The 24351-nt window shown below is 75.8% G+C and carries 20 protein-coding genes and 1 pseudogene; 9 read left to right on the top strand and 12 right to left on the bottom strand.

Annotated elements, in window-relative coordinates; all coding sequences use genetic code 11:
* The first annotated feature begins 294 nt into the window (after positions 1-294).
* The 5 genes and pseudogenes from BUE45_RS15170 (at position 295) to BUE45_RS15150 (ending at position 6497) form a co-directional block, all read left to right on the top strand.
* Entirely contained in the window at positions 295-2079 is a 1785-nt protein-coding gene (locus BUE45_RS15170) for a hypothetical protein (RefSeq protein WP_073379970.1), read from the top strand.
* A gap of 403 nt (positions 2080-2482) precedes the next feature.
* The gene (locus BUE45_RS15165; RefSeq protein ID WP_073379969.1) at positions 2483-2692 is read left to right on the top strand and encodes a hypothetical protein; all 210 of its coding nucleotides are present in this window, start codon (positions 2483-2485) and stop codon (positions 2690-2692) included.
* A 1306-nt stretch (positions 2693-3998) separates the two neighbouring features.
* Positions 3999-5210: an L-2-hydroxyglutarate oxidase gene (gene lhgO, locus BUE45_RS15160; RefSeq protein WP_073379968.1), complete on the top strand. Its 1212-nt coding sequence runs from the start codon at positions 3999-4001 to the stop codon at positions 5208-5210.
* Positions 5197-5490: pseudogene (locus BUE45_RS34135) on the top strand (protein kinase domain-containing protein); the annotation flags it as partial. The gene lhgO and the pseudogene BUE45_RS34135, both read left to right, overlap by 14 nt.
* A 629-nt stretch (positions 5491-6119) precedes the next feature.
* Positions 6120-6497 (top strand): ADP-ribosylation/crystallin J1, encoded by a 378-nt coding sequence (locus BUE45_RS15150; RefSeq protein WP_073380066.1) that lies wholly within the window; start codon positions 6120-6122, stop codon positions 6495-6497.
* 179 nt (positions 6498-6676) lie between these two features.
* Here the strand turns inward: BUE45_RS15150 and BUE45_RS15145 are convergent, their stop codons facing one another.
* A complete protein-coding gene (locus BUE45_RS15145) occupies positions 6677-7357 on the bottom strand; it encodes a GntR family transcriptional regulator (RefSeq protein WP_073379967.1) in 681 nt (226 codons plus the stop codon).
* An 85-nt stretch (positions 7358-7442) separates the two neighbouring features.
* Between BUE45_RS15145 and acnA the strand changes: the two genes are divergently transcribed.
* On the top strand, positions 7443-10088 hold the full coding sequence (acnA, locus tag BUE45_RS15140) for an aconitate hydratase AcnA (protein ID WP_073379966.1): 2646 nt from the start codon (positions 7443-7445) through the stop codon (positions 10086-10088).
* An 81-nt stretch (positions 10089-10169) separates the two neighbouring features.
* Here the strand turns inward: acnA and BUE45_RS15135 are convergent, their stop codons facing one another.
* The 6 genes from BUE45_RS15135 to BUE45_RS15110 all read right to left on the bottom strand — a co-directional run bounded on the left by BUE45_RS15135 (position 10170) and on the right by BUE45_RS15110 (position 15944).
* Positions 10170-11732: a tripartite tricarboxylate transporter permease gene (locus BUE45_RS15135; protein ID WP_084737307.1), complete on the bottom strand. Its 1563-nt coding sequence runs from the start codon at positions 11730-11732 to the stop codon at positions 10170-10172.
* Positions 11732-12286, bottom strand: a complete 555-nt coding sequence (locus tag BUE45_RS15130; protein ID WP_073379965.1) for a tripartite tricarboxylate transporter TctB family protein — start codon at positions 12284-12286, stop codon at positions 11732-11734. Before BUE45_RS15130 ends, BUE45_RS15135 begins: the two co-directional genes overlap by 1 nt.
* Before the next feature lie 26 nt (positions 12287-12312).
* Positions 12313-13323 carry a Bug family tripartite tricarboxylate transporter substrate binding protein gene (locus BUE45_RS15125; RefSeq protein WP_073379964.1) on the bottom strand — a complete coding sequence of 337 codons (1011 nt, stop codon included), beginning with the start codon at positions 13321-13323 and terminating at the stop codon, positions 12313-12315.
* A 31-nt stretch (positions 13324-13354) separates the two neighbouring features.
* Positions 13355-13741 carry a universal stress protein gene (locus BUE45_RS15120; RefSeq protein ID WP_073380065.1) on the bottom strand — a complete coding sequence of 129 codons (387 nt, stop codon included), beginning with the start codon at positions 13739-13741 and terminating at the stop codon, positions 13355-13357.
* A 354-nt stretch (positions 13742-14095) separates the two neighbouring features.
* A complete protein-coding gene (locus tag BUE45_RS15115) occupies positions 14096-15352 on the bottom strand; it encodes a DUF4303 domain-containing protein (RefSeq protein WP_073379963.1) in 1257 nt (418 codons plus the stop codon).
* A gap of 160 nt (positions 15353-15512) precedes the next feature.
* Entirely contained in the window at positions 15513-15944 is a 432-nt protein-coding gene (locus tag BUE45_RS15110; protein ID WP_073379962.1) for a RidA family protein, read from the bottom strand.
* Positions 15945-16064: 120 nt separating this feature from the next.
* Here BUE45_RS15110 and BUE45_RS15105 point away from each other — a divergent pair, with 120 nt between their 5' ends.
* The 3 genes from BUE45_RS15105 to BUE45_RS15095 all read left to right on the top strand — a co-directional run bounded on the left by BUE45_RS15105 (position 16065) and on the right by BUE45_RS15095 (position 18815).
* The gene (locus BUE45_RS15105; RefSeq protein ID WP_073380064.1) at positions 16065-17018 is read left to right on the top strand and encodes a GlxA family transcriptional regulator; all 954 of its coding nucleotides are present in this window, start codon (positions 16065-16067) and stop codon (positions 17016-17018) included.
* Between the two features lie 146 nt (positions 17019-17164).
* Positions 17165-18049 (top strand): ABC transporter ATP-binding protein, encoded by an 885-nt coding sequence (locus BUE45_RS15100; protein ID WP_073379961.1) that lies wholly within the window; start codon positions 17165-17167, stop codon positions 18047-18049.
* A 49-nt stretch (positions 18050-18098) separates the two neighbouring features.
* Positions 18099-18815 (top strand): ABC transporter permease, encoded by a 717-nt coding sequence (locus BUE45_RS15095; RefSeq protein WP_073379960.1) that lies wholly within the window; start codon positions 18099-18101, stop codon positions 18813-18815.
* Positions 18816-19334: 519 nt separating this feature from the next.
* On the opposite strand, the gene BUE45_RS15090 is transcribed toward BUE45_RS15095, so the two are convergent.
* From BUE45_RS15090 to BUE45_RS15070, 5 genes are all read right to left on the bottom strand, one after another.
* A complete protein-coding gene (locus BUE45_RS15090; protein WP_073379959.1) occupies positions 19335-19589 on the bottom strand; it encodes a glutaredoxin family protein in 255 nt (84 codons plus the stop codon).
* 274 nt (positions 19590-19863) lie between these two features.
* Positions 19864-20304, bottom strand: a complete 441-nt coding sequence (locus tag BUE45_RS15085; protein ID WP_073379958.1) for a hypothetical protein — start codon at positions 20302-20304, stop codon at positions 19864-19866.
* Positions 20305-20329: 25 nt separating this feature from the next.
* Positions 20330-20728 carry a helix-turn-helix transcriptional regulator gene (locus tag BUE45_RS15080; RefSeq protein WP_073380063.1) on the bottom strand — a complete coding sequence of 133 codons (399 nt, stop codon included), beginning with the start codon at positions 20726-20728 and terminating at the stop codon, positions 20330-20332.
* Between the two features lie 303 nt (positions 20729-21031).
* The gene (locus BUE45_RS15075; RefSeq protein WP_218619548.1) at positions 21032-21901 is read right to left on the bottom strand and encodes a glycosyltransferase family 2 protein; all 870 of its coding nucleotides are present in this window, start codon (positions 21899-21901) and stop codon (positions 21032-21034) included.
* A 726-nt stretch (positions 21902-22627) separates the two neighbouring features.
* A complete protein-coding gene (locus BUE45_RS15070) occupies positions 22628-23746 on the bottom strand; it encodes a hypothetical protein (RefSeq protein ID WP_073379956.1) in 1119 nt (372 codons plus the stop codon).
* Positions 23747-24351 lie beyond the last annotated feature (605 nt).

The raw sequence follows: 24351 nt of genomic DNA, 5'->3' as shown, positions 1-24351 counted from the left end.
GTCGGGAGAGGCGGCCGGCCGCAGGGGACGGACGTTTCGAGGCCTGGCCGGGAACACAGGCCCCCACACCTCGGCCTCGGCGCCACCCGTCGCCGCACTCCGCCCACCGGCGTGGACAGGACCCGCCCCGGAGGCGCTCACCACCGGCCGGTGAACCGGGGAGGGGCCACCGCCACACGCCGCGGCAGCCCTCCCCCTGCCGGCGGTGAACGGTTCCGTCCCGGTGGGCGATAGAAAGGGTGTCCCCGACGATCACCGAACCCCTTCCCCCGTTCCCCCGTGAGAAAGCCCCCCATGCCCGCCGAACCCTCTTCCCCCCAGGAGCCGACCGCTCCCGCCGACGTCCCGTCCGCCACGGGCGCCGGTCCCTCTCTCGCCCACGCCGTGTCCTGGTGGGCGGTACGCCTGGCCGCTCCGGGGGCCGTGCCGTGGGCGCTGTGGGGGCTGGTCCCGCCCCTGGCCGCGATCGCCGCAGGCGCGGCCCTGTGCTTCCTGTGCCTGGTGTTCCTCGCCCCCGGGGACCTGCCGTGGCGCCCGCTGCGCCCGAGCGGTGCCGCGATCGTCCTGTGGGACCTGCTCCTGGTCACGGTCCTGGTCGCGGCCCTGTTCCTCATCGTTCCCGGGCACGCCCTCCTGGCCCCGATCCTGCTCACGGCGCTCCTGGTGCTGATCCGACTGAAGCACTGGATCCGGCTGACCGGGGAACCCCACCACCGTGCCGCCACCGGCCGCCGCCTGCGCTGGCTGGCCACGGGCGTGGCCGCCCTGCTGCTCCTCGGCCTGGCCTTCCCGCTGCACCCCGAACCGATCAGGGCGGCCGTGGACTGCGTGCTCCCCTCCACCGCCCCCTGGAGCGGTTCCCGGTGGGCAGATGCCGCCCCGCCCGCCGCGGACACCGACCCCGAGCACCTGGTCGGGCCCGCGCGATGGGCCGTCCCGGAAGGCGAGCGCGTGGTGGCCGGGCACCGGGACACCGTGGTGCTGTCCGGCGGGGAGGGCTTCGTCGTGCGCGCCGCCGACGACGGCCGGGCCCTGTGGCACGTGGGCACCGGCCGTCTGCGCAGCGTGCGCGGTGCCTCCCTCCCGGGCCCGGAGTACGAGCCGGGCCGACTCCACCAGGTCGGCGACACGGTGATCGCCGAGTACCGCGTCCCCGGGGACGGGGACGGGGACGGTGGCCGCCCGCAGGCCCACGGCCTGGCCGTCGGCTACGAAGCCGCCACCGGAAGGCTGCGCTGGTGCGGCCGGGGACTCTGGAACCTGGTGAGCGATCCGCACGAGACCGCGCGATTCGCCGCCCGCGACAGCCGCGACGGCCACCACTGGGGCCTCTACGACGCCGCTGACGGAGGGCTCGTCGCCAGGGTGGCGGCCCACAGCTGGGACTCCTCCGCCGGTGTCGCGGACCCCGACCAGGACCGGATGCTGCTCGGTGACGGCCGGGCCACGGTCTGGTCCGGCCACGGCTACTCCAGCTACGCGGTCGACTCGGGTGAGCGCCTCGCCGCCGTCGCCGCCCCCGTGGACCTGGACCGCACGCTCTCCGGGCTCCTGCACGTCGAGGACGTCACCGTTCTCGCCTTCGGCCCTTCCTCCGCGGACGGGACGGGGGACCGCCAACGGCACGAGAGGTATCTACTGGCCGCGCACGGCGCGGACGGCGCGCCCCTGTGGGACTCCGAGGGCACCGGCCCGCTGGCAGAGGGGGAGCCCGTCGTCGGGTCGACCTTCGACCAGTGCAGGGGGCAGGACGAGGACTTCGGGGTCGTGAGCCACCGGGGTTTCGACGGGCACTTCGTCGCTCTGGACGGTGCGAGGGCCGAACACCGGGCCGTCGTCGTCCGCGCCGAGGACGGCACGGTCGCCTCGGTCTTCGACTCGGACCTTTTCATGGCCGGCTGCTCCGTGCGGCGGTACGAGCTGGACGGCCGGCTCCACCTCGGCAGCGGCGCGGTCCTGGACACCGGGGGCGTCGTGAGGCGACCGGAGAACCCCTTGTACGCGGAGCTGGTCACGTTCACCGGCAACGGCGTCGCGGTCCGCACCGGTTCCGCCTCCACGTTCCACGCCCTGCCCTGACGGGAGAACCTCCGTGCCGCCACCCGTCCGGGTGGCGGCGCCGGCACGGCCGAGGAGCCGGTGCCCGGACGGGGGCGGGGCACGGCCACGGGTTCGCAGGCCTGCCCCCACCGGTCAGTGGCCGGGCCGAGGAGCCGCAGCGCGGAGCACTGTTCCGGTGCTCCTCGACCCCGTGCCGGAGCCGACCCGCGGGCGGGGCCGTGCATCGGGCGGGTGCCGACCCGTGGGAGAAGCCATGCACACGGGAAGCGGGGCCCGGCGGCGGCGCTCCCGGACCCGGGCACCACCGGTGACCGCTGGTCCGTCCGAGACGTATAGGGGGCGGCTTCGGTGCCGCGACCGCCCCCGTGGGACGGGTGCGGCGGATGCCCGTCCTTGTGCCGGCTGAGCGAGAGGTGGGTCCGTGTTCTCCTATGAGTTCTCGGTGGTCGAGTGGATCTGGACCGAGGGGTCCATCCGGGTGAACCTGCCGGGGGGCGAGGAGCGGATGCTCTCGGGCACCTACGGCGAGGTCGTCGCCGTGCTCTCGGAGCTCGGCTCCCAGGGGTGGGACGTGGCCTCGTGCGCGAGCGAGGGGAACTGGCTGCTGTGGACGCTGCGCCGCCACCCCTGACCCGGACTCGGGTCGGGCACCGGTGGTCGGTGCGGGGGCGCACGGCTCCCTCCGTGGGCGGGCGCCGGACCCCGCTCCGAGCGGTGCCCGGCGTTCCTTCCACGGCGGCGGGGAGGCCGGACATCACCGTTTCCACGGGGCGGTTCGAAGCGATCTGAGCGAAGAGGTCCGCGGTGGCGTCCAGCACCGGAGCGTCCTCGTGCCCGGCGACGCGCTGGTCCAGCGGGCGCGCGTCCGGCCGGTCATCGTCGGCGCCCTGATGAACGGTGGGCCGCGCGCACAGGGTCGCCCCGGAGGCCGGGGGCCGGTACCAGGGCGACAGCAGTCCGGCGAAGACGGCTGCGGCCGTCGCGGCGGCCACGGCCCGGGCGGCGGTCCTGACCGCCCGATCCGGGCTCCCGTTCATCGTGCGCGGACCAGGGGTGTGCCGTCGCGGCGGGGCACCTGGCACGCGATCAGGGCGAGCACGACGACCGCCGCGCCCCGGCCGCGACGGGTGAGAACACGATGAGCGTCCCCACCACCGCCGCCGCCGAGCTCAGGAGGAGCGCCGCGGTATGCAGGAGGGCTCGGCCGATGCGCGCGGGCGTTCAGGTCTCGAAAAGCCGTTTTGTGTGGGATGCGTGGGACATCCCGGAATCCTCTCACCGCCCTGGGCCCCGTTGGCCGCGGTCCGGGTGCAGGCCGGTACGGTCCCCGGCATCATCCGCCGAGGCGGTGACCTGAGCGGACGCTCCGACCGGAGCGATACCACCACGAGCGGGTGCGCCGTGCTTCACCCGCGACCGTGTACCGACCCGCCACCGGGGCCGTACGTGTGCCGCGCGGCGGGAGCCGCATGGGAGGCTTTCGCGGGAGCGGGCGGACGGTTGGCAGGAGACCGGCACAGGGCCCGGACAGGGGTGTGCCCGGGGGCGCCGTCGGGTGGGGACGGCGCACTCCCGGGCACGGGCCGGGCCCATGTCCCCCAACACGGGCCCGGTGGGCGCGGCCGGTGTGCACAGGGTGCGGTCCGGCCGCTGGGAAGGCGAACGTGGCGGTCGGGTACGTGCCGGAAACCCCCATCGCCGGCACGAGCGCTCACGTTCGCGCATGGTCTGTCGTTGTCACGCCCGACGTCCCCTTGCGGGTTCCGTCCGCGTTCACCTGAGAGAACGTGCCGGAGCGGCCGGATGTTCCCGACTAGCACGTTCGCCGGGAGATGTCCAGGTCACACTTTTGTACCCCGCGCCCCCGGGGCCGCGCGGTAGCGTCGGGGACGCCCCGGGAACGGGCGCACCGCCGGACACGGGGAGGACCGCCCACCATGGCCGACCGGACCATCGGCGTCGTCGGCGCCGGGATCGTCGGACTCGCCACCGCCCGCGAACTCGCCCTGCGCCGCCCCGGCACCCGCGTCGTCGTGCTGGAGAAGGAGGACCGGGTGGCCGCCCACCAGACCGGCCGCAACTCCGGCGTGGTGCACGCGGGCCTCTACTACGCGCCCGGCGGCCTCAAGGCCCGCCTGTGCACCCGGGGCCGGGGCCTGCTCCGCGACTACTGCGCCGACCGGGGGCTGCCCTACGAGGAGTGCGGCAAGCTCGTCGTCGCCCTCACCCCGGACGAGGAGGCCCGGCTGGACGCCCTGCACGCCCGCGCCGACCGCAACGCCGTTCCCGGCCTGCGCCGCCTGGGCCCCGAGGGAATCCGGGAGGTCGAGCCCGCCGCGGCCGGCCTGGCCGCCCTGCACTCCCCCCGCACCGCCATCACCGACTACACCCGGATCGCCCGCTCCTTCGCCGCCGACGTCGCCGCCGCCGGGGGAGAGATCCGGCTCGGCGCGCCGGTCACCGCCGCGGTGTCCGACGGCGACGGGGCGCGCGTCACCGCGGGGGGCCGGGACCTGCGCGTCGACCGGCTCGTCGTCTGCGCCGGGCTGCACGCCGACCGGGTCGCCCGCGCCGCCGGGGACGGCGCGGAGCCCCGGATCGTGCCGTTCCGCGGCGAGTACATGCTCGTGCGCCCGGAGAAGGCCGCCCTGGTGCGCGGCCTCGTCTACCCGGTGCCCGACCCCCGCTACCCCTTCCTGGGCGTGCACTTCACCCGCCGTGTCTCCGGCGACGTGGAGGTGGGCCCCAATGCCGTCCTGGCGCTGGCCCGCGAGGGCTACCGGCGCTCCGACATCCGCCTCGCGGACCTGCGCGACACCCTGGCCTGGCCCGGGTTCTGGACCCTGGCGCGGCGCCACTGGCGCACCGGGCTCGCCGAGGCGCACGGCTCCCTCTCCACGCGGGCGTACATGCGGTCGGCCCGCCGCTACATCCCCGGTATCGGCCCCGCCGACGTCGTGCGCGCCGGCTCAGGGGTGCGCGCCCAGGCGCTGGACCGCGACGGCTCCCTCGTGGACGACTTCCGCATCCACCGGGTGGGGCCCGTCACCGCCGTGCGCAACGCCCCCTCGCCCGCGGCCACCTCCTGCATGGCCATCGCCGAGCACATCGCCGACGCCCTGGACGGGGACCGGGGCGGCGCACCCTAGGGAGGCCTTCGAGTACGTCCCCGGGTGCGACCTGCGCGCCCACGTGCGGGCGTTCGGTCCGCTGGAGGGCGAGATGCTCCGGGCGTTCGCCGTCGGCACCGCGGAGGGCGGCCTGGCCGCCCTGCACGCGGCCGGGATCGCCCACCGCGACATCACACCCGGGAACGTGGTGCTCGCACCGGACGGCCCGCGGATCGTCGACTTCGGCATCGCCACCGACATCGGCGCCGACCGGACCGCGGACCGCTCCGCCTCCTACGGCACCCCCGGCCGGGTGGCGGTGGACGCCGACGGCGCCCCCGTCCCGGCGGAGTACGCCTCCGGCGACTGGGAGGTCCGGGTGGAGTTCACCGACACCGGGGGCGGTGCCGGGGTGGAGGACCCGCAGATCACCTCCGCCGGGGACGGGTTCGGCGATCGACGACCACGCCGTCACCTGACCCGCCGGCGCCGGGGAGAGAGGTCCGGGGCCCGCCGCGGTGCGGCGGACCCCGGACACAGGCCGGGCCCGTGTCCCCCAACACGGGCCCGGCGGGCGCGGCCAGAAGCACTGAGTGCGGTCCGGCCGCTGGGAAGGCGAACGTGGCGATGGATTCGTGCCGGAAACCCCCATTGCCGACACGACGCGCACGTTCGCGCTTGGTCTGTGATGTACGGTGAGGCGCCTTCGGGACCTGCTGCGGCGGGTGCGGGATCGGGGACGGCGGGGTTTCGAGGTCCGGGGTTCGGGGCGCTTCACCTGTGAGAACGCTTTGTACAGTTCCTGTGTTCCCCGTGGCTCCGGGGATTTTCTCCCCCCGTGGTAAAAACCGGGTGCGGACCCGGCCATGGAATCCCTAAGCTCCTGGCCGCGCGGGGTCGCCGATCCGCGCGGAAGCGACGAAGGGGGCGGTCGGTGTGGCCGGTGTCATGACGCTGTGGCGTCCGACGGGACCGGAGGAGCTGGACCTGGTGCGCGGCTCGGGCTGGCGGGAGTGGCCGCCGCGCCTGCCCGACCAGCCGATCTTCTACCCGGTCCTCAACGAGGACTACGCGGTGCGCATCGCCCGGGACTGGAACCTGCCCCGGTCGGGGGCGGGGTACGTGACGCGCTTCGGCGTGGACGCGGACTTCGCCGCCCGCTACCCGGTGCGGCAGGCGGGCGGGCGCACGATCCTGGAGCTGTGGGTGCCCGCGGAGGAGCTGGCCGCGTTCAACGCGCACCTGGTGGGGCCGATCCGCCTGGTGGTGTCGTTCCTGCCCGGCCACCCCGGGGGCGTTCGCCACGGCGGCGGCGCAACGGCCTGACCCGGCCCCGCTCCGTGCCGGAACGGATCGTCGGCGACCGGCCCGGCAGGGCCGGGGACGTTTCCGTGCGGGCCCCGCCGCCGTTCCCCCGCGTCCCCGGGCGGCCGGCGGGGCGTGACCGCGCTCCCGCTCGCCAGGCCCCGTCCGCCGGACCCCCGGCGTCCCGGCCGGCCCCGGGCTCAGCCCCGGGCGGTCTCCCGCGCCCGGAGCTCCTCCATGGCCCGCCGTCCCAGGCTCTGGGAGATGTGCAGGCGCATGACCTCCTCGGCCCGCTCCCCGTCGCCGTCGGCCACGGCGTCCGCGAGCGCCTGGTGCTCCCCGCGCACGCGCTCGACCTCCGCCTCGGAGTCGGAGCGGTACTTGAGAGTGAACTGCCGGTACCGGTCGGCCTTGTCCCACAGGCCGTCGAGGATCTCGATCAGCGGCGTGTTGTGCGAGGCCCGGTACACCGCCCGGTGGAACTCCCGGTGCGCGGTGAGGGCCGCGATGCCCGCGGCGCCGGTCAGCGGGTGCAGGGCCCCGACCGCCTCCCGCAGCGCCGCGACGTCCGCCTCGGTGCGGCGGTCGGCGGCCCACCGGGCGGCCAGCGGGTCGATGGTGAGCCGGACCTCGTACAGGCTCTGGGCCTCGGCGAAGGTCAGGTCGGTGACCCTGGCGTCCCGGTGGGTGGCCAGCACCATGAGCCCCTCGGTGGCCAGGCGCTTGAGCGCCTCGCGCACGGGTGTGGTGGAGACGCCCAGTTCGGCGGCGATGCCCTCCTGGCTCACCGGTGCCCCGGGGGGCAGTTCGTCGGTGAGGATGCGCCGCTTGATCTCCTCGTAGGCGTACTCGCTCTTGCTGAAAACCGGTTTCGGTGTCACGTGTCCCCGTCCCTTTCGCGGGACCAGGTTACCGGCCGGGCCCGATGTCTGACATCGTGTAGCCTATAGGCTAGTAGGAGGTCAGATGTCCCTAGATTCACACCGCAGCAGACGCAGGCTCGGGTACGCCGGGAACGAGGTGGACTTCTTCCACGTCGGCGCCGTGCCGGGAACGGAGGACCTGCCCTTCGCGCACAAGGTCATGGTGGAGAACCTGCTGCGCCACGAGGACGGCGACCTCGTCACGGCCGACGACGTCCGGGCGGTCGTCCAGGGCCGGACGGGCACCCACGAGATCGCCTTCCACCCCTCGCGGGTCTTCCTGCACGACACCAACGGCGTGCCCGTCCTGACGGACCTGGCCGCCCTGCGCGACGCCGTCGCCGAACGGGGCGGGGACCCGGCCGCCGTCGACGGCGCGGTCCCCGCCGAGCTGACGGTCGACCACTCGGTCTCCACCGACTTCTTCGCCCGCCCCGACGCCCCGCTGCTCAACGTCCGCCGCGAGTACGAGCGCAACCGCGAGCGCTACCGCTTCCTCAAGTGGGGGCAGCGGGCCCTGAGCACCCTGGAGGTGGTGCCGCCCGGCGCGGGCATCATGCACCAGATCAACGTCGAGTACCTGGCCCGGGTGGTCGAGGTGCGCGACGGGGTGGCGCTCCCCGACACCGTGGCCGGGACCGACTCCCACACCACCATGGTCAACGGCCTGTCGGTGCTGGCCTGGGGCGTGGGCGGGATCGAGGCCGAGGCCGCCGTGCTGGGCCAGCCCGTGTCCCTGCTCATCCCGCCCGTGGTCGGGGTCGAGCTGGTCGGGGAGCTGCGGCCGGGGGTGACCGCCACCGACCTCGTCCTCACCGTCACCGAGCGGATGCGGCGCCTGGGCGTGGTCGGCGCGATCGTCGAGTTCACCGGGCCCGGAGTGGGCGCCACCGGCATCGCCACCCGCTGCACGCTGGCCAACATGAGCCCCGAGTTCGGCTCCACCGCCGCGGTCTTCCCCGTCGACCGCACCACCCTGGACTTCCTCCGCCTCACCGGCCGCTCCGAGGACCGGGTGCGCCTGGTCGAGGCCTACGCCAAGGAGCAGGGGCTCTGGCACGACCCCGACCGCCGCACCCGCTTCGACCGCACCGTCACGGTGGACCTGGACGAGGTCACCTCCAGCCTGGCCGGGCCCCGGCGCCCCCAGGACCGGCTCGACCTGGGCGGCACCCGGCGCGCCCTGCGCGACGCCCTCCCCGCGTCCGGGCTCGGGGACGCCGGGGACGCCGGGGAGCCGGCGGACGGTCCCCGGGACGGCGCGGTCGCCATCGCCGCCGTCACCTCCTGCACCAACACCTCCAACCCCGCGGTGATGATCGCCGCCGGGCTGCTGGCGCGCAACGCGGTGCGCCGCGGCCTGCGCCCCCGCACCTGGGTCAAGACCAGCCTGGCCCCCGGCTCCCGCGTCGTGGCCGACTACCTGGAGCGGGCCGGGCTGATGCGCGACCTGGAGGCCCTGGGGTTCGGGCTGGTCGGCTTCGGCTGCATGACGTGCATCGGCAACTCCGGCTCCCTGGTGCCCGAGCTGGCCGCGCGGGTGGACGAGGGCCTGGTGGCGGCCTCGGTGACCTCCGGCAACCGCAACTTCGACGGGCGCGTCAACAACGACGTCTCCCTGAACTTCCTCGCCTCGCCGCCCCTGGTCGTGGCGTTCGCCCTGGCCGGGACCGTGGACGTCGACCTCACGGCGGAGCCGCTGGGCACCGGCGCTGACGGTGGGCCCGTGACCCTCGCGGACCTGTGGCCCTCCGAGGCCGAGGTGGAGGCGGTGGCCGCGGCCTCCATCGACCCGTCGATGTACACCGAGGCCTACCGCACCCTCTTCGACGGGGACGACAACTGGCGCGGCCTGGACGCCCCCGGCGGCGCCCGGTTCTCCTGGGACCCCGAGTCCACCTACCTCCAGCGCCCCCCGTTCCCGGACGGCGGGCGGGACCCCGGCGCACCGCTCAGCGACATCACCGGGGCCCGCGTCCTGCAACTGCTCGGCGACTCGGTCACCACCGACCACATCTGCCCCGCCGGGCGCATTCCGGCCGACGGCGCGGCCGGCCGGTTCCTGGCGGAGCGGGGCACGGCCGTCCGGGACTTCAACACCTTCGCCTCGCGCCGCGGCAACTGGGAGGTCATGCTGCGGGGAGGGTTCGCCAACCCGCGGCTGGAGAACCGGACGACCCCCGGCCTGCCCGGCGGCCGGGCCGTCGACCTCGGCCCGGACGGCACCGGGCGCGTCGTGGACGACGTGCACGCCGTCGCCGAGCGCCACCGCCGGCGCGGGCAGCCGCTGGTGGTGATCGCCGGGAAGGAGTACGGCACCGGCTCCTCCCGGGACTGGGCCGCCAAGGTCACCGCCCTGCTGGGGGTGCGCGCTGTCCTGGCCGAGTCCTTCGAGCGCATCCACCGCTCCAACCTGGTCGGCATGGGCGTGCTGCCGCTCCAGTTCGAGGACGGGCAGGGCGCGCGCTCCCTGGGTCTGACCGGGGAGGAGGAGTACACGTTCACCGGGGCTCAAGGCCGCTCCGAGTACCCCGGGCGCCTGCGCGTGAGCGCGCGGCACGCGGCCACGGGCGAGGCCGTTGCGGAGTTCTCCGTGCGGGTGCGCCTGGACACCTCGCGCGAGCGGCTCTACCACCGCCACGGGGGCCTGCTGCCGTACATCCTGGACCGGGTCCTGCACCCGTCCTGACCGCGCCGGGGCCGCTCCCGGCCCCGCACACGCCGAGGGCCGCCCGGGAACCCCGGGCGGCCCTCGCGCCGTCCCGCGCGGCTACGCCCCGCGGGGGCCGGACGCGTCGGTCTCCCCCGCGACCCCTTCCGCGTCCCCGGCGGGGCGGTCGGGGACCGTCGGCCGCAGCCGCTGGCGGACCGCCCAGGCGATCCCGAGCAGCAGCAGCGCGTACAGGGACAGGGTGATGGGGCTGCCCACCAGGGTGAGCGGGTCGTTGCCGGAGTTGGCCATGGCGTCGCGCAGCGAGTACTCCGCCAGCGGGCCCAGGATCACCGCGATGAGCACCGGGGCCAGCGGCACCCCCGTGCGGCGCATCGCGAAGGCCAGCGCGCCCAGCACGCACATGATCGCCAGGTCGGTCCGGCTCGCCCCGGTCGCGTACACGCCCAGGCAGGCGAACACCGTGATCCCCGCGTACAGGTAGGACTGCGGGAGCAGGAGCAGCTTGGCCCACAGCGGCGCGAACGGCAGGTTGATGATCAGCAGGGCGACCGTGGCCAGCAGCAGCCCGGCCAGCAGCGCCCACACGATCTCGCCGTTGCGCTCGAACAGCAGCGGTCCCGGCTGCATGCCGTACTGCTGGAACGCGGCCAGCAGCACGGCGGCGGTCGCGGAGGTCGGCAGTCCCAGGGACAGCAGCGCGCCCATCGCGCTCCCGGCGGTGGCGTTGCCCGCGGCCTCGGGCGCCGCCACGCCCTGGATCGCGCCCTTCCCGAACATCGGCCTGCGCCTGCGCCGGTCCAGCTGGCGCTCGGCGCTGTAGGCCAGGAACGTGGGCACCTCGGCCCCGCCCGCCGGGATGATCCCGAAGGGGATGCCGATGCCCGCGCCGCGCAGCCAGGCGGGCAGGGCGGCCCGCAGGTCCCGGCCCGACAGCCAGGGCCGTCCGGCGGAGGGCACGATCTCGTGCGCGCCGCGGTGCCCGACCCGCCCCGCGGTGTGCAGCACCTCGCCCACCGCCAGCACGGCCACGGTGATCACCACGATGCTGACGCCGTCGAACAGCGCCGGAACCCCGAAGGTGAACCGCGCGGTGCCCGTGGACTGGTCGGTCCCCACCAGGGCGAGCCCGAGCCCGATGGTCAGCGCGGCCACGCCCTTGAGGGGCGAGTCCGAGACGATGGAGGAGATCGCCACGAAGGCGAACAGCGCCAGCGCGAAGTACTCGCCGGGCCCGAACTCGGTGGCCAGGTCCGCCATGGCCGGGGCGAAGAACACCACCAGCACGGTGGCCAGCAGCCCGCCGACGAAGGCGCCGATCGCCGAGGTGGCCAGCGCCTGGGGCGCCCGGCCGGTGCGGGCCATGGTGTGGCCCTCGAAGGTGGTGGCGATGGCGGTGCTGTTGCCGGGGGTGTTCATCAGGATGCCCGCGGTGGAGTCGCCGAACAGGCCGCCGAAGTACACGCCGCTGAACAGGATGAGGGCGGCCAGCGGGTCGAGGGTGAAGGTCATCGGCAGCAGCAGCGCCACGGCCATCGCCGAGCCCAGGCCGGGCATCACGCCCACCGCGGTGCCCAGGAAGGCGCCGACGACGATCCACACGAGGTTCATCGGGGTCAGGACGGCGCCGAACCCGCCGACCAGGTGCGTCAGCTGCTCCATCACAGGCCCCCCAGCACGCCGGAGGGCAGGTTCAGGCCGAGCATGCCGCTGAACACGATCTGGACGACGGCGGCCATCACGAACCCGACGGTGAGGTTGCGCAGCAGGTTGCGGTTGCCGAGCCCGGTCGCCACCGTCGCGAACATCAGGGTGGCCATGACGAGCCAGCCGACGGTGTCGATCAGCGCGCTGAAGGCGGCGATGCCGAGCATCACCAGGCCCACGGCCCGCCAGTTGGTGCGTTCGGCGGCGGCTGCGGCGCGCCGCCGCTCCGGCGACCGCCGCAGCGACGAGGCGGTCAGCAGGGCGCCGGTGGCCGCCGCCAGGACGGCCACGAACCAGCCCGCCCCCTGCGGGCCGAGCGGGCCGCCCTCGCCGATGACGTCCATTCCCAGGGTCCCGGCCAGCAGCACGCCCGCCAGGGCCAGCATGATGAGGCCGATGACCAGTTCTCCGCGCCCGTCCCAGAAGGAGAGGGGGCGCGGTGCGTCCGCCTCCCCGGGGGCGGCGGGCGGGGGTTCCGCCGGCGGACGACCGGCGCTTGTGTCCGACATGGTGTCTCCGTGTGGTCCTGGAGGGCTCAGCGCCCGTCGATGAGGCCGAGGTCGGTCATGAGCGTGCGGATGCGGGTCTCCTCCTCGGCGAGGAACCCGGTGAACTCCTCCGGCCCGGCCCAGTTGGGCTCCCAGCGGTTGCGTTCGACCGCCTCCTGCCAGGACCGCGCCCCGTACATCTCCTCCGTGATCTCCAGCAGCTCCGCCTGCTCCTCCGCGCTGATCCCGGGGGCGGCCACGATGCCGCGCCAGTTGACCAGGTCGACGGAGGGGTAGCCCAGCTCGGAGGTGGTGGGCACGTCCACGCCCTCCAGCCGCTCGGGGGCCACCACGGCCAGGGCGCGCAGGCGGCCGCCCTCGATGAGGTCGCGGAAGTCGTTGAACCCGCTGACCCCGATGCGGACGGTGCCCCCGGCGTCGGAGAGCAGGGAGAGGGTGAGCTCGCCGCCCCCGGCGTGCGGGGTGTAGTGCAGGTCGGCCGGGTCCAGCCCGGCGGCCTCGGCGAGCTGCCCCGCCACCAGGTGGTCGGGCGACCCGGCCGAGCCCCCGCCGACGGGGATCGCGGGGTCCTCGCGCCAGTCGTCGAGGAAGTCCTCCAGCGTCTCCCAGGGGGAGTCGGCCGGCACGGCGACGACCTCGAAGTCGTCGGTCAGCCGCGCGATGGGGGTGACGTCGCTCAGCCGCACCGGCGACCCGCCCATCTCGACGCCGCCGACCATGGCGGCGCCGGTGACCATCACGGTGGTGGGGTCGCCCTCCAGCCGGTCCAGGCCGCCCAGGCCGATGGTGCCGCCGGCCCCGGGGATGTTGACGACCTGCACGCTGTTGACGATCGACTCGGTGCGGGTGGCCTGCTGGAACTCGCGGGCGGCCAGGTCCCAGCCGCCGCCCGCCGCGGCCGGGGCGATGACGGTCAGGGCCGACCGCGCGGGCGCCCCCTCGTCCTGCCCCGCGGCGTCGCGGACCGCGAAGAAGCCGGTCACCAGGACCAGGGCCGTGCCCGCGGCGACGCCCAGGAGCCCTCTGTCGCCGATCATCGGCCCGCCTCCCGGGCCGTGTGCGCGCCGCTCACGCCTTCACCGCCAGGACCGGGCACCGCGCCTCCAGGAGCAGCCGCTGGGCGGTGCTCCCCAGGAGGAGCTTGCCGACGGCGGACCGGCGGCGCACGCCCACGACCAGGACCTCCGCGTCCTCCTGCTCGGCGAGCGCCAGCACCGCGCCGGCCGCGTCGGCGTCGCTCAGGCGCACCGGCCGGGCCCGCACCCCGGAGCGCCCGGCGCGCTCGGCCAGGTCCCGCAGGGCCGGTGCGCCGACGGCCCGGCTGTCGGCCAGGGCGTCGTCGGAGGCGGCGTTGGCGATCACCAGGTCGCGCCCGCGCAGGCCCGCCTCGTGTACGGCCGCGGCGAACGCGGCCTCGGCCGAGGGCCCCGGCGCGTGGGCCAGTACAACCGTCATCTGCATCCGTTCCTCTTCACCCGCGGCCGTGATCGGCATCACAGCCTGTAGTGTATAGGCTGTATCATTCTTTGCATCTCGTCAACTCCGGGGAAACACGGGGTTCACGGTGCGGGAGGGGAGAAAGGTGAGGACAGCGCCCGGAAGCGGGCCGGAGCCGGTTCGCCGCAGGCCCTCCCGTGTCCCGGGGCGGCCCGGCGCGGACGGGGCCGCGAAGGCCCGGGGGAGGGGCACGTGTGGGAGGCCCGCGCCCGCAGGCCCTCGGGAGGCGGGCCCGCCGCCACGGGCGGTCGCGGCACAGGGAGCCCGCGTGTCCGCGGGCCGTCCGGGGCGGCGGCGGGCGGACGGGCGGGGTCAGGGTGCGGCGTGCTCCGCGCGCCCGGCGAGCAGGCCCGCCAGGTCGTCGGTGAGGAACGCGCCCTCGGCGGCGACGCCGGGGCACAGCGCCCCCAGGTCCAGGAGGAAGACCTCCGCCGACTCCCGGCCCGCGGCCGGGTCGAAACCCGGCCCCGTCCGGCGCATGAGAAGCCCCCGCCCACCGCCGTCGTCACCGACGAGCACCCAGCCGGGCGCGTAGCGGTCCACCTCGGCGGTCGCGTTGCGCTCGGCCAGGGAGTGCGGGCCGTACACGGCCGTGCCGTCCGGCAGGTACAGGCCGGGCGTGCACCGCCACACCCCGGCCACCGCCGGGTTGGGCGCCGGTGCGAGCGCTCCGCGGTGCGCCTCCAGTTCGGCGCGGGTGCGGGCGTCCTCCCGCAGGGCGGGGCCCTCGGACGCCTCGCGCAGCCAGGAGTCCCGCAGCGGACCGGCGGGGTTGAGCCGCCGGACGGCCCCCGCGTCCCCCGGGTCCGGCGGCAGGGTCCCGGACAGCAGCAGGACGCCGCGCCGGTCGGCGCCCGCACCGAAGAACCCCTCGGCGTCCAGCAGGCGCAGCGCCTCCTCCATCGACGCGAGCCGGGCCGCGTACTCGGCGTCGCGGGCGGGCCCGCAGGAGAAGGAGAACAGGTCGCCGCGCGCCTCGAACGCGCCCACGACCGCGCCGAAGTGCTCCTCGTGGCCCCACACCGGATACGGGCCGTCGGGCAGGCTCCAGCGGTCGCCGCCGGTGCGGGCGACGCCCTCGGTGGAGAGCGCCGCCGGGTACGGGGGCAGCGCCTCGCCGGTCGTCAGCAGGGCGAAGGCGTAGAAGTCCTCGGGGTGCCGGGCGCGCAGGTCCGCGACCGCCGCGCGCGTGGCCGCGGCGATCACCCCTGTGAGCGCCGGGTCGGGGACCGGCCGCGGCGGGTCGGGCGCGCCCGCGGCCCCGGCGAGGACCGCGAGCAGGGCCGCCGCGTCGGTACGGGTCGCCGGCCCCGGGCCGGCGCCGCCGACGCACTCGTGCACCTCGTGGCGGTAGGGGGACACCAGGTCGAGCACCGCGCGCAGGAGCCGGGCCGCCTCCGGGTGGTCGTTGCCGAACAGCGCGCGCCGCAGCAGCGGGGCGCCCGACCCGGCGCGGCGCGCCACCTCGGACACGCCCAGCCCCAGCAGCCGGTGCAGGGCCATGAGGACGGCGGCGGGCGGGCGCTCGCGCAGCACCACGCAGGCGCTCACGGCGTGCGGATCGTCCACGCGTGCCCTCCCGTTCCCGTCGGCGGCGCCAGGTTAGCCCGCCCCACCGACACGGTTCCCGCGGCGCCCCGCGTCCCCGCCCGCCGGGCCCCGGGGCCGGGGCGTGCCCCCGCGGGGTGCCGTGCCGGACGCCCGGCCCGGGCGCCCGGCACGACCGCGCTCACAGCCGGGCGACCAGCTTGATCTCCACCAGGAGTTCGGGGAAGGCCAGCCGCGGCGTCCCGACCAGCGTGCTCGCCACCTGCGGGTCGGGCCGCCCGTAGGCCTCCTTGCGCACGGTGCCCGCGACGGCGTTCCCCTCGGCGGCGTCGACCACGTAGATCACCTCGTCCACGACGTCGTCCAGGGAGGCGCCGAACCGCTCCAGCAGCAGCGCCGCGTTGACATAGCACCGGCGCATCTGCGCGGCCGTGTTGCGGAAGTCGGTCACCCGCCCGTCGGCGTCCACCGGGGCGGGGGCGACCAGGTCCGCGCCCTCGTGCGCCACCTGGCCCGATATGTAGACGGTGTCCCCGTGCCGCAGCGCCTGGACGTACCCGTAGCCCTCCTCCCAGGGCACCCCGTGGGATTCGGTCTTATTCTTGCCGGACATGGTCCTCCACCTGTTCGGTCGCCTCCGTGTTCGCTGGAAACGCTACGGAGCCGCCGGAGGACGGACCAGACCGAGGAGTGCCGTCCACGGCAGGGATCGTGCCAGGGGGGAGTGCGGGGCATGGGGGAACAGGAGTCCGTGACGGTGGGGGTCCTCGCGATGCCGCGGCTGTACGCGCTGGACGTCGCCATACCCGTCCACATGCTGGGCCGCCTGCCGGCGTACCGGGTCCTGGTCTGCGGCGACCCGCGGGACGCGGCCCCCGCCGGGATCGCGGTCACCCACACGCTCCGGGACGCGGCGGAGGCCGACATCCTGGTCGTCCCGGGCTACGGGGAGCCCTACCTGCCGGTCGACGACCGCCACCGGGAGGTGCTGCGCGCCGCCCACGCGCGGGGCGCGCGCATCGTGGGCATCTGCACCGGCGTGTTCGCGCTCGCCGACGCCGGGCTGCTGGCGGGCCGTACCGCCGCCGTCCACTGGCACTACGCCGACCTCCTCCGGGAGGCCTTCCCGGACGTGGAGGTGGCCGGGAACCGGCTGCTCGCCGTGGACGGGCGCATCCTCACCTCGGCGGGGGCCGCCGCCGGGATCGACACCTGCCTGTACCTCATCGAGGCCGACCTCGGGACGGTGGCCGCCGACGAGGCGGCCCGGGAGGTGGTCGTGCCGTCGGCCCGCGCGGCGGGGGAGGCGCAGTACAGCACCGCCGCGCCGCACAGCCGCCGGGACCTGCGCGCCACGCTCGCCTGGGCGGACGAACGCCTGGGGGAGCCCCTCACCGTCGCCGCCCTGGCCGAGCACGGGCGCATGTCGCGCCGCACCCTCATCCGGCACTTCACCCGGGAGACGGGGCTGCCGCCCATGCGGTGGGTGACGCTGCGGCGGATCACGGCCGCGCGCCGGCTGCTGGAGTCCACCGACCGGACGGTCGAGGCGATCGCGGCGGAGACGGGGTTCGGCTCCCCGGTGAACTTCAGGACGATCTTCCGGCGCGAGGTGGGGGTGAACCCCGGCGCGTACCGCAGGCTGCGCGGCCCGGACGGCGAGCGCGCGGTGGAGGACCCGCGCTGACCCGCCCGGGCGCCCGGGCGCCGCCCGCCGGGCGGGGGCGCCCGCCGCCAGTGCCGCCGTGTCACCTCCCTCCGGCACGAACGTCACGGTGCGGAGGTGACACGGTGCGACTGCCGCGGGAGGGCGGCTGCGGCTGTACTGGGCGTATGGCCACTGCACCAGTCATCGACGTTCGGGACCTGAACGTGAAATACGGCGACTTCCACGCCGTCAAGGACCTCTCCTTCCAGGTGGAGCGGGGGGAGCTGTACGCCCTGCTCGGCACCAACGGGGCCGGCAAGACCTCCACGCTGGAGACCGTCGAGGGCCACCGCCCCGCCACGTCCGGCGCCGTGCGGGTCTTCGGGCGCGACCCGCGCGACCGCCGCGAGGTCCGGCCCCGGGTGGGCACCATGCTCCAGGAGAGCGGCTTCTCGCCGGACCTGACGGTGCGGGAGTCGGTCCGGCTGATCGGGAGCCTCACCGGCCGCACCGACCGGGTGGAGCGCCTGCTCGGCGTCGTCGGCCTCGCGCACAAGGCCGGCACCCGGGTGTCGCAGCTCTCCGGCGGCGAGAAGCGCCGACTCGACTTCGCCACCGCCGTGTACGGCACACCCGAGCTGGTCTTCCTGGACGAGCCCACCACCGGCCTGGACATCCAGTCCCGGGACGCCCTGTGGGACGCGGTGGACCGGCTGCGTGAGGAGGGCGCCACGGTCGTGCTCACCACGCACTACCTGGAGGAGGCCCAGCAGCGCGCCGACCGCATCGGGCTCATGCACCGCGGCACGCTGCGCCGGGAGGGCACGGTGTCCGAGCTGACGCGGGCGCTGCCCGCCACGATCCGCTTCTCCCCGCCGGCCGGCGCCCCGGACCTGCCGCTGCCGGCCGTACCGGAGGGCGGCGGGACGTTCCTCGTCGAGACCCCGGCCTTGCAGAAGGACCTGCACGTCCTCCTGGACTGGGCGCGGGACCACGGGGTGGAGCTGCGCGACCTCCAGGCCGGGCCGACCCGGCTCGACGACGTCTTCCGCGCCCTCGACGGCGAGTGACCGCGCGGCCCGCGCAGCCCGAACCGAACCCCAGTCAAAGGATGACGCCATGCTCGCGATCGCTCAGGGTGAGCTGATCCAGATCTTCCGCAACCGGCTGGTGCTGGTGACCATGCTGGTCATGCCCGCCGCGGCCAGCGCGTTCTACATGTACGTGCAGGACAGGATCCCGTTCCTGGACGTCGGCGGCGTCGCCGCGGTGCTGGTGTTCCTGGTGGTGGTGATGGGGCTGTACACCACGGCCGTCACCACGCTCGCCTCCCGCCGCCAGAACCTCTTCCTCAAGCGGCTGCGCTCCACGGCGGTGGACGACGGCCGCATCCTCACGGGGCTGCTGCTCCCGGTCACCGCCATCACGGTCGTCCAGGTGACCGTGATCCTGGCGGTCCTGTCCGTGGTCGCCTCCCCACCGGCCCACGCCCTGCTGCTGGGGGCGGCGGTCCTGGCGACGGTCGTCATGATGACCGGCCTGGCCCTGGCCACGGCCGGGGTCACCAACTCGCCCGAGCACGCGCAGGTCACCACCCTGCCGGTCCTGCTGGGCGTGCTGGCGGTGTCCGGCTGGGTGGGGTTCACCGGGACGGAGGAGCTGACCGTGCTCAAGCGGGCGCTCCCCGGCGGTGCCGCCGCGGAGCTGGTCGTGGACGCCTGGAACGGCGGGGCGCCCGTGGCGGACTCCCTGCTCCTGCTGGCCCCGACCGTGGCCTGGGTCGTGGTGGCCGTCGCCCTGGCCGTGCGGATCTTCCGGTGGGAGCCGCGCCGCTGACGGACCCGGGTCCCCGGTCGGGGACCCGGGCAGGGGCCCGTCCGGTCCCCGGGTTCCCGTGGTGGTCGCAACACCCCGGCTTTCAGGGGGTTGCGGCCACCGTGTCGTTCGCACAGGACCGCCGGGCACTCAGAACCGGGTTCCCGCGACCGACGGCGGAGACCGGTGACGTCGCCGGGTTCGCACGCCGCCCCGGGATGAAGGGAAGCCACTGGGACATAGCGTGCCGTATCGGTGCGGTCGGAGCGGACTTTTATCCCTTGGTGGTGCGGGGGAGGCGCACGGCCTTTTGGGTGACGTGAGCGGAGGTCACGCGGTCGTGCCGTTGCCGTCGGGGTGTTCGGTCAGGGGCGAACACCCCGGGTGGGGATGACAGTGCAGGTCGCAGGGGGTTCGGTCGGGCTGACGGCGGGCCGGTCGCCGGGACGGCGGCGGGGAGCGGCGGCCGGGGTCCGGCCGGGCCGGGGGCCCGTGGGCCGGGACGGCGGCGGTCGCGCAGGCGCGACCGCCGCCGCGGTGTCAGAGCAGGGACAGCTCGCGGAGCCTGGCCTCGACCTCGGCGTCGGCCGGTTCGACCTGGTGGGTCCCGTCCGGGTAGACGACCACCGGGATGTTCGTCCGCCCCGAGATCTCCCGGGCCCGCTCCGTCGCCGCCGGGTCGTGCTCGACGTCGATGTACTCGAAGGGCACGGCCAGTTCGGTGAGCCGCTTCTTCGTGCGTCGGCAGTCCCGGCACCAGTCGGCCCCGTAGACGCGGATCGCCGCCTCGTTCATCCGTCCTCCCCTGGGATGGTCGTCCGGCCAGTGTGCCCGACGGCGCGGAGCGTCCGGCCCGGGGGGCAGGGGCGCGTCCGGGACCCCTCGGCCGGAGTTCGAGCGCCTCGCGAGGCCGGTCGTCCCCGGGAGGCCGGTGCGGTGGCCGCGCACAACTTCCCTGTCCGGTGCGGTGGCGGCCGGGAAGCGGGCGGGCCCCGCCTTCCCGAGGGGGCCGGTGCACCGCTCGGCCCGTGCGCCCGGCGGCTGTCCGCCCCGCCCCCCGGCCGCAGGCCTACCCGAAGAGGTCGACCCCCTTCTCCTTCGCGAGGGCCTGGAGCTTCTCGGCATCGTCGGCGGGGACGCACACGAAGGCCCGGAACCCCTCCTCGCCCCGGCGCAGGACGTAGGCGGCGAAGCCGTCGGTCATCTGCCGACCGTCGCCGTCGTGGAAGAGCCAGCGCACCCGGACCAGGAAGACGGCGTCGCTGAGCCGTTCGTGGCCCAGCCGCTCGAATCCGACGGAGGCCAGGCCGAGCCTGCGGTAGAGGGGGTAGGACCGCTCCAGCCCCGCGGCCATGGCCTCGCGCGACTCCAGGACGCCCGCGCCCTGCCGGTCGGTGAGGATCATGCCGGGGCTTCCCCACAGGTCGGCCGCGGCCCGGGAGTCGTAGGCGGTGAGGGTGGCCGCGTAGCGGGTGAGGTAGTCGTCGAGTTCGGCTTCGATGGTGTCCATGCGACCAACGTAAGCGGGAACGCCGTCAGGGCTGTGGCGGCGTTCCGGGGGACTCTCGGGAGGGGGCCAGGGCGTCGGTGAGCTTGGCGAAGGCGCTCTGTGCGCCGGCCGAGCCGAACGGGCCGACCGCCACCGGCGCGGACGGCGGGGCGGACACCTCGCCCGGTGACAGGGAGACGCTCAGGTCGTGGGTCCGCGCGCTGATCCGGTAGCCGCCGTGCAGGCCCGTCACGGTTTCGAGCGGGATGCCCGCCTCGCGCAGCCGGGCCGCGTCGCGTTCGATCGTGTGCGGGCTGACGCCGATGAGGTCGGCCGGCCGTCGCACCGTCGTCGGCTCGGGGCGGCGGGCGCGCAGGTGCTCGATGATCGCGTGCCGGCGTTCCACCAGCGGGAGTGCCTGATGGAGCTGCACGGCGTTCGGCATGCCGACGGGCTCGCACACCGCGGACGTGCTCCGGCCGGGCGTGGTCGTGCACGGGCCGGGGTCCGCGTCCAGGGGGCGCCGGGCGCCGGGTGCGGTGGTGAGTCCGCGGCCGTGGGCCGTCCCCGAGGGGGAGGGAGGCCACGGCCGCGGGCCGCCGGTCGGGGCGGGGCGGCTACGGACGGTGGAGGGTGAGCGCAACGGGGGTTCAGCAGGACACGGACCGGCCGTCGCGGCCCGGCGGGCGGCGGGGAACCGGGTGGGTGTCCCCGCCCGGGGGGCCGTCGGCCACCGGGACACGGGGGCTCACACGTGCTCCCGGCGGGAGGACGGAGTGAGGGTCGACGCCGAGCGCAGCCCCCAGAACAGCCCCTGGAGGAGGTGGCGGGGCGCCCGCAGCGTCCAGTGGTCGATGCCGTGGCTGGTGTAGGTGGCGTCGAAGCGGTGGGTGTACGCGCGAAACGACGAGGGGGTGGACTCCAGGCGGCGGGCGGAGACCCCCGCCCGCATCCGTGGGGAGTAGGCGACGCGGATACCGGTCTGCTTGAGGTGCACGGCCAGGTCGATGTCCTCGTGCAGCAGGTCGTCGTGGTCCGGGCAGGCCGTGTGCTCGATGGCCTCCCACGCCCGCGCCCGGATCGCCATGTTGCTGCCGTACAGGAACGGGCAGCGCCTGCCCAGGTGCCACAGGGAGCGCCGCACGAGGTCGTCGGAGACGGGGGAGGAGCGGAACACGGGCACGTCGTAGTAGGTGACCGGTCCGGTGAGGGCGCCCACGGTCGGGTCGGCCATGGCGTCGGAGACGTTCTCGACCCAGGCGGGGGAGAGCACGGAGTCGGCGTCGATGCGCCCCAGGACCTCGCCCCGCGCCGCGGCGAACCCGGCGTTCCTGGTGGGGACCAGGCCCTGGGCGTCGAACTGGGACAGCAGCCGGATGCCCGCGTCGGGGTGGGCCCGCGCCAGGCGCCGCACGATGGCCGCCGTGCCGTCGGTCGAGCGGTTGTCGACCACGATGACCTCCAGGGCCGGCCGTGTCTGCCGGAGGGCGGCGAGCACGCAGCGCTCGATCGTGGCCTCCTCGTTGTAGGCCGGGATGACCAGCGACACCGTCGGCGCGGGCGTCGTCACCCGGGCCGACCTCCTGCGCGACCTTCGCGGGACCTCGATCTCCGTCACGGCTGTCCTTCCTTCCACACCGGTGCGGGCACTGCGGGGACGGCGCCCGCGCCGGGCCGACGCCACCGGGTGCCCGGTCCCGCCCGGCGGGGGCGCCGGGAGGGGCGGTCGGTCCCCCGCTCCGGGCGGGGGAGGGGGCCGGCGCGTCCCGTCCCCGGAGCCGTCGACGGGCTCCGAGGACCATGCGACCCCAGGGAGGGCAACGGTCGGCGCGATCCCCGTGACGACCAGGGGAACGTCCGGTGACCGGCTCCGGGTGGGGCCTCGGTGCTGGTGCGAGGACGCGGCGGCGCAGGGCTCCGCGGAAGGGGAGGGGGCGGTGGAGCCCCGGGGGAGGAGGTCCCGCCGGCGGGACCGGGTGGGGGCCGGGGAGGGGCCTGCGCGGGCCTCGGATCGCTCACCTTGTCCCCCGGCACGCCCGTGCGGGGCGGTGGCGCCCGGTTCCGGGCCGCCTGCCGCGCCCCGGTGTGCCGCACGGGAGGGCGGTGCCGGTTCCGGGCCGCTCACCTCGCTCGCCGGTGTACCGCGCGGGGTGGCGGCGCATGGCTCCGGGCCGTTCCCGGCACCTCCGGTACGACCGTGCGGGGTGGCGCACCGGAGCGGGCACCGGGGTGTGACCGGAGTGCAGGCCACGGCCCCGGGGCGGTGCCCGGGGGCGAGCGGTCGGGGCGGGCAGTGGTGCCCGGCGGTCCCCCGGGGACACGGGCAGGACCGGAACGCGGGGTGTCAGCCGGTGCCCAGCGGCGCGGCCACCCTCGCCTGCGCCTCGATCTCGCTCTCCCGCAGCACCGCGAGCCGGGGCTCGTCGGCCACCGGCGGCAGCGGGGCCCGGCCGGTCCGGGCCCGGACGAACGCGTACCCGCTGTCGGCCGCCACCTCCCCGGCCTCCTCGGCGGCCCCCGAGTCCGGGTCCAGGCGCCCCAGCGCCGTCAGCGCGTTGAACAGGTCGGCCTCGTCCCCGATGGCGCGGCTGACGTCCGCCGCCCGGCGCAGGAACCGGCACGCGTCCTGCGCCCGGCCGTGCTCCGCCACCACCCCGGCCCCGGCCAGGAGCACCGTCACCAGGTCGGCGTCGCCGGGCTCGGAGTCCAGCAGGTCGAGGACCCCGGTGAGCCGCCCCGCCCGGCCGGGGTCGGCCCCGGCCGCGTGGACCTCGACGGCGGCGTCGGTCAGGGCGGGGGAGTCCCCGCGGCCGGGGGCGGGCAGCGGGCGCCCCCCGTGCAGGGCCAGGAGGGCGTCGGCCTCGTGCAGGTGGGGGAGGTGGTCGGCGGCCTCGCGCCAGCGCTCGACGTGCGCGGCCAGCAGGTCCGCCCGGCCGCCCCGCAGGTACGCCTTGGCGGTCTCCGCCACGTGGGTGTCCACCACGAAGGCCCTGCCCTCGGCGGAGCCGAGGAGGAGGTCGGCCTCCTCCGGGGTCAGGCCCCCGGTCCCGGCCGGCCATCCCTCGAAGAACCGGGGGTCGCGCAGGGACTCGGGGGAGGGGAAGTGGGCGAGCGCCTCCTCCCAGCGGCCCTGGATCACCCGCAAACGGCCGATGTTGATCCACGGCTGGAGGATCCGGGGCAGCTCCGCGGCGGGCAGGGAGCCGTCGCGGATGAGCGCGAACAGGATGCGCGCCTGCCGTCCGCAGGAGCGCTCGCTCTCGGCGGTGTCACCGGCCATGGCCATCGCCAGGGCTCCGCGGTTGGCCGCCTGGCAGAAGGCCGCGGCGTCGAAGGGCCGGGCACTGGACGCCTCCCGGATCTGCCGGGCGGACGCGGCGGCGCGCTCCCACAGCGACACCTTGGGGAGCCGGGTCTCCGGGGACAGGAGGCGGTGGGGGAGGCGGTCCAGGGGGGCGGGCATGCGTGATCACGAACCTTTCTTCGCGGCGGCCGGGTGTCCGCCGCCGTGTGCTGCACGGTGGGCGGGACGGGGAGGGCGGTCCCGGGGCGGTGGACCGGAACCCCGCGGTCCCCGGCCGGCCCGGACCGGTGCGGAAGTGTAACAGCAGGAATCGCCGGGCGGGCTTTCCCGAGTGGCGCGGATTCGACGGCGTTCCCCGCGCATTCCTGTACGTCGTGCATTTCCCGAGCCGCGATCGGCGGGGCGGGTGGCCCCGAGGCCGGCGCCCGCAGGATGCGCTGCTCTCCCGGGACACGGCGCCGGCGCTGGGCTCGGATTTTTCGGTTCCCGGGTGCCGGGAGGTATTTTCGAGACGGGATTCCCTTTCCCCTCGCAGGGTGATTTCCCCGTCGCGCTCCGAAAGGGGAGGGAATTGCGTGGAGTCCGCCGCCCGCCGCGCCCGGGGCGTGCCGGGTCCGTGCCGGCGGCGCCGACCCGTACCGGGACCGGGGTCCGCGAGGGAGGCGTCCGCACCTGCGGGCCCGCCCGGGACGGGGCCTGCCCGGACGCGGATGGCCGCGGTAGCCGTGCCGGTGGGCGCGGGGCCTTCGTCGCGGACCGACGGA

Origin of the sequence: Nocardiopsis flavescens, from assembly GCF_900141985.1 — a bacterium.
Classification (GTDB): Bacteria; Actinomycetota; Actinomycetes; order Streptosporangiales; family Streptosporangiaceae; genus Nocardiopsis; species Nocardiopsis flavescens.
The sequence above is the reverse complement of the archived record's forward strand: the minus strand, read 5'-3'. Positions and strand labels throughout refer to the sequence as shown.

Bases quoted from the DNA above. Each gene is read 5' to 3' on its own strand.
- BUE45_RS15130 (WP_073379965.1), bottom strand. From the start codon at position 12,286: ATGTCGGACACAAGCGCCGGTCGTCCGCCGGCGGAACCCCCGCCCGCC.
- BUE45_RS15150 (WP_073380066.1), top strand. From the start codon at position 6,120: ATGACGCTGTGGCGTCCGACGGGACCGGAGGAGCTGGACCTGGTGCGC.
- BUE45_RS15080 (WP_073380063.1), bottom strand. From the start codon at position 20,728: ATGCCGAACGCCGTGCAGCTCCATCAGGCACTCCCGCTGGTGGAACGC.
- BUE45_RS15070 (WP_073379956.1), bottom strand. From the start codon at position 23,746: ATGCCCGCCCCCCTGGACCGCCTCCCCCACCGCCTCCTGTCCCCGGAG.
- BUE45_RS15110 (WP_073379962.1), bottom strand. From the start codon at position 15,944: ATGTCCGGCAAGAATAAGACCGAATCCCACGGGGTGCCCTGGGAGGAG.
- BUE45_RS15105 (WP_073380064.1), top strand. From the start codon at position 16,065: ATGGGGGAACAGGAGTCCGTGACGGTGGGGGTCCTCGCGATGCCGCGG.
- lhgO (WP_073379968.1), top strand. From the start codon at position 3,999: ATGGCCGACCGGACCATCGGCGTCGTCGGCGCCGGGATCGTCGGACTC.
- BUE45_RS15090 (WP_073379959.1), bottom strand. From the start codon at position 19,589: ATGAACGAGGCGGCGATCCGCGTCTACGGGGCCGACTGGTGCCGGGAC.
- BUE45_RS15085 (WP_073379958.1), bottom strand. From the start codon at position 20,304: ATGGACACCATCGAAGCCGAACTCGACGACTACCTCACCCGCTACGCG.
- BUE45_RS15095 (WP_073379960.1), top strand. From the start codon at position 18,099: ATGCTCGCGATCGCTCAGGGTGAGCTGATCCAGATCTTCCGCAACCGG.
- BUE45_RS15125 (WP_073379964.1), bottom strand. From the start codon at position 13,323: ATGATCGGCGACAGAGGGCTCCTGGGCGTCGCCGCGGGCACGGCCCTG.
- BUE45_RS15120 (WP_073380065.1), bottom strand. From the start codon at position 13,741: ATGACGGTTGTACTGGCCCACGCGCCGGGGCCCTCGGCCGAGGCCGCG.
- acnA (WP_073379966.1), top strand. From the start codon at position 7,443: ATGTCCCTAGATTCACACCGCAGCAGACGCAGGCTCGGGTACGCCGGG.
- BUE45_RS15100 (WP_073379961.1), top strand. From the start codon at position 17,165: ATGGCCACTGCACCAGTCATCGACGTTCGGGACCTGAACGTGAAATAC.
- BUE45_RS15170 (WP_073379970.1), top strand. From the start codon at position 295: ATGCCCGCCGAACCCTCTTCCCCCCAGGAGCCGACCGCTCCCGCCGAC.
- BUE45_RS15135 (WP_084737307.1), bottom strand. From the start codon at position 11,732: ATGGAGCAGCTGACGCACCTGGTCGGCGGGTTCGGCGCCGTCCTGACC.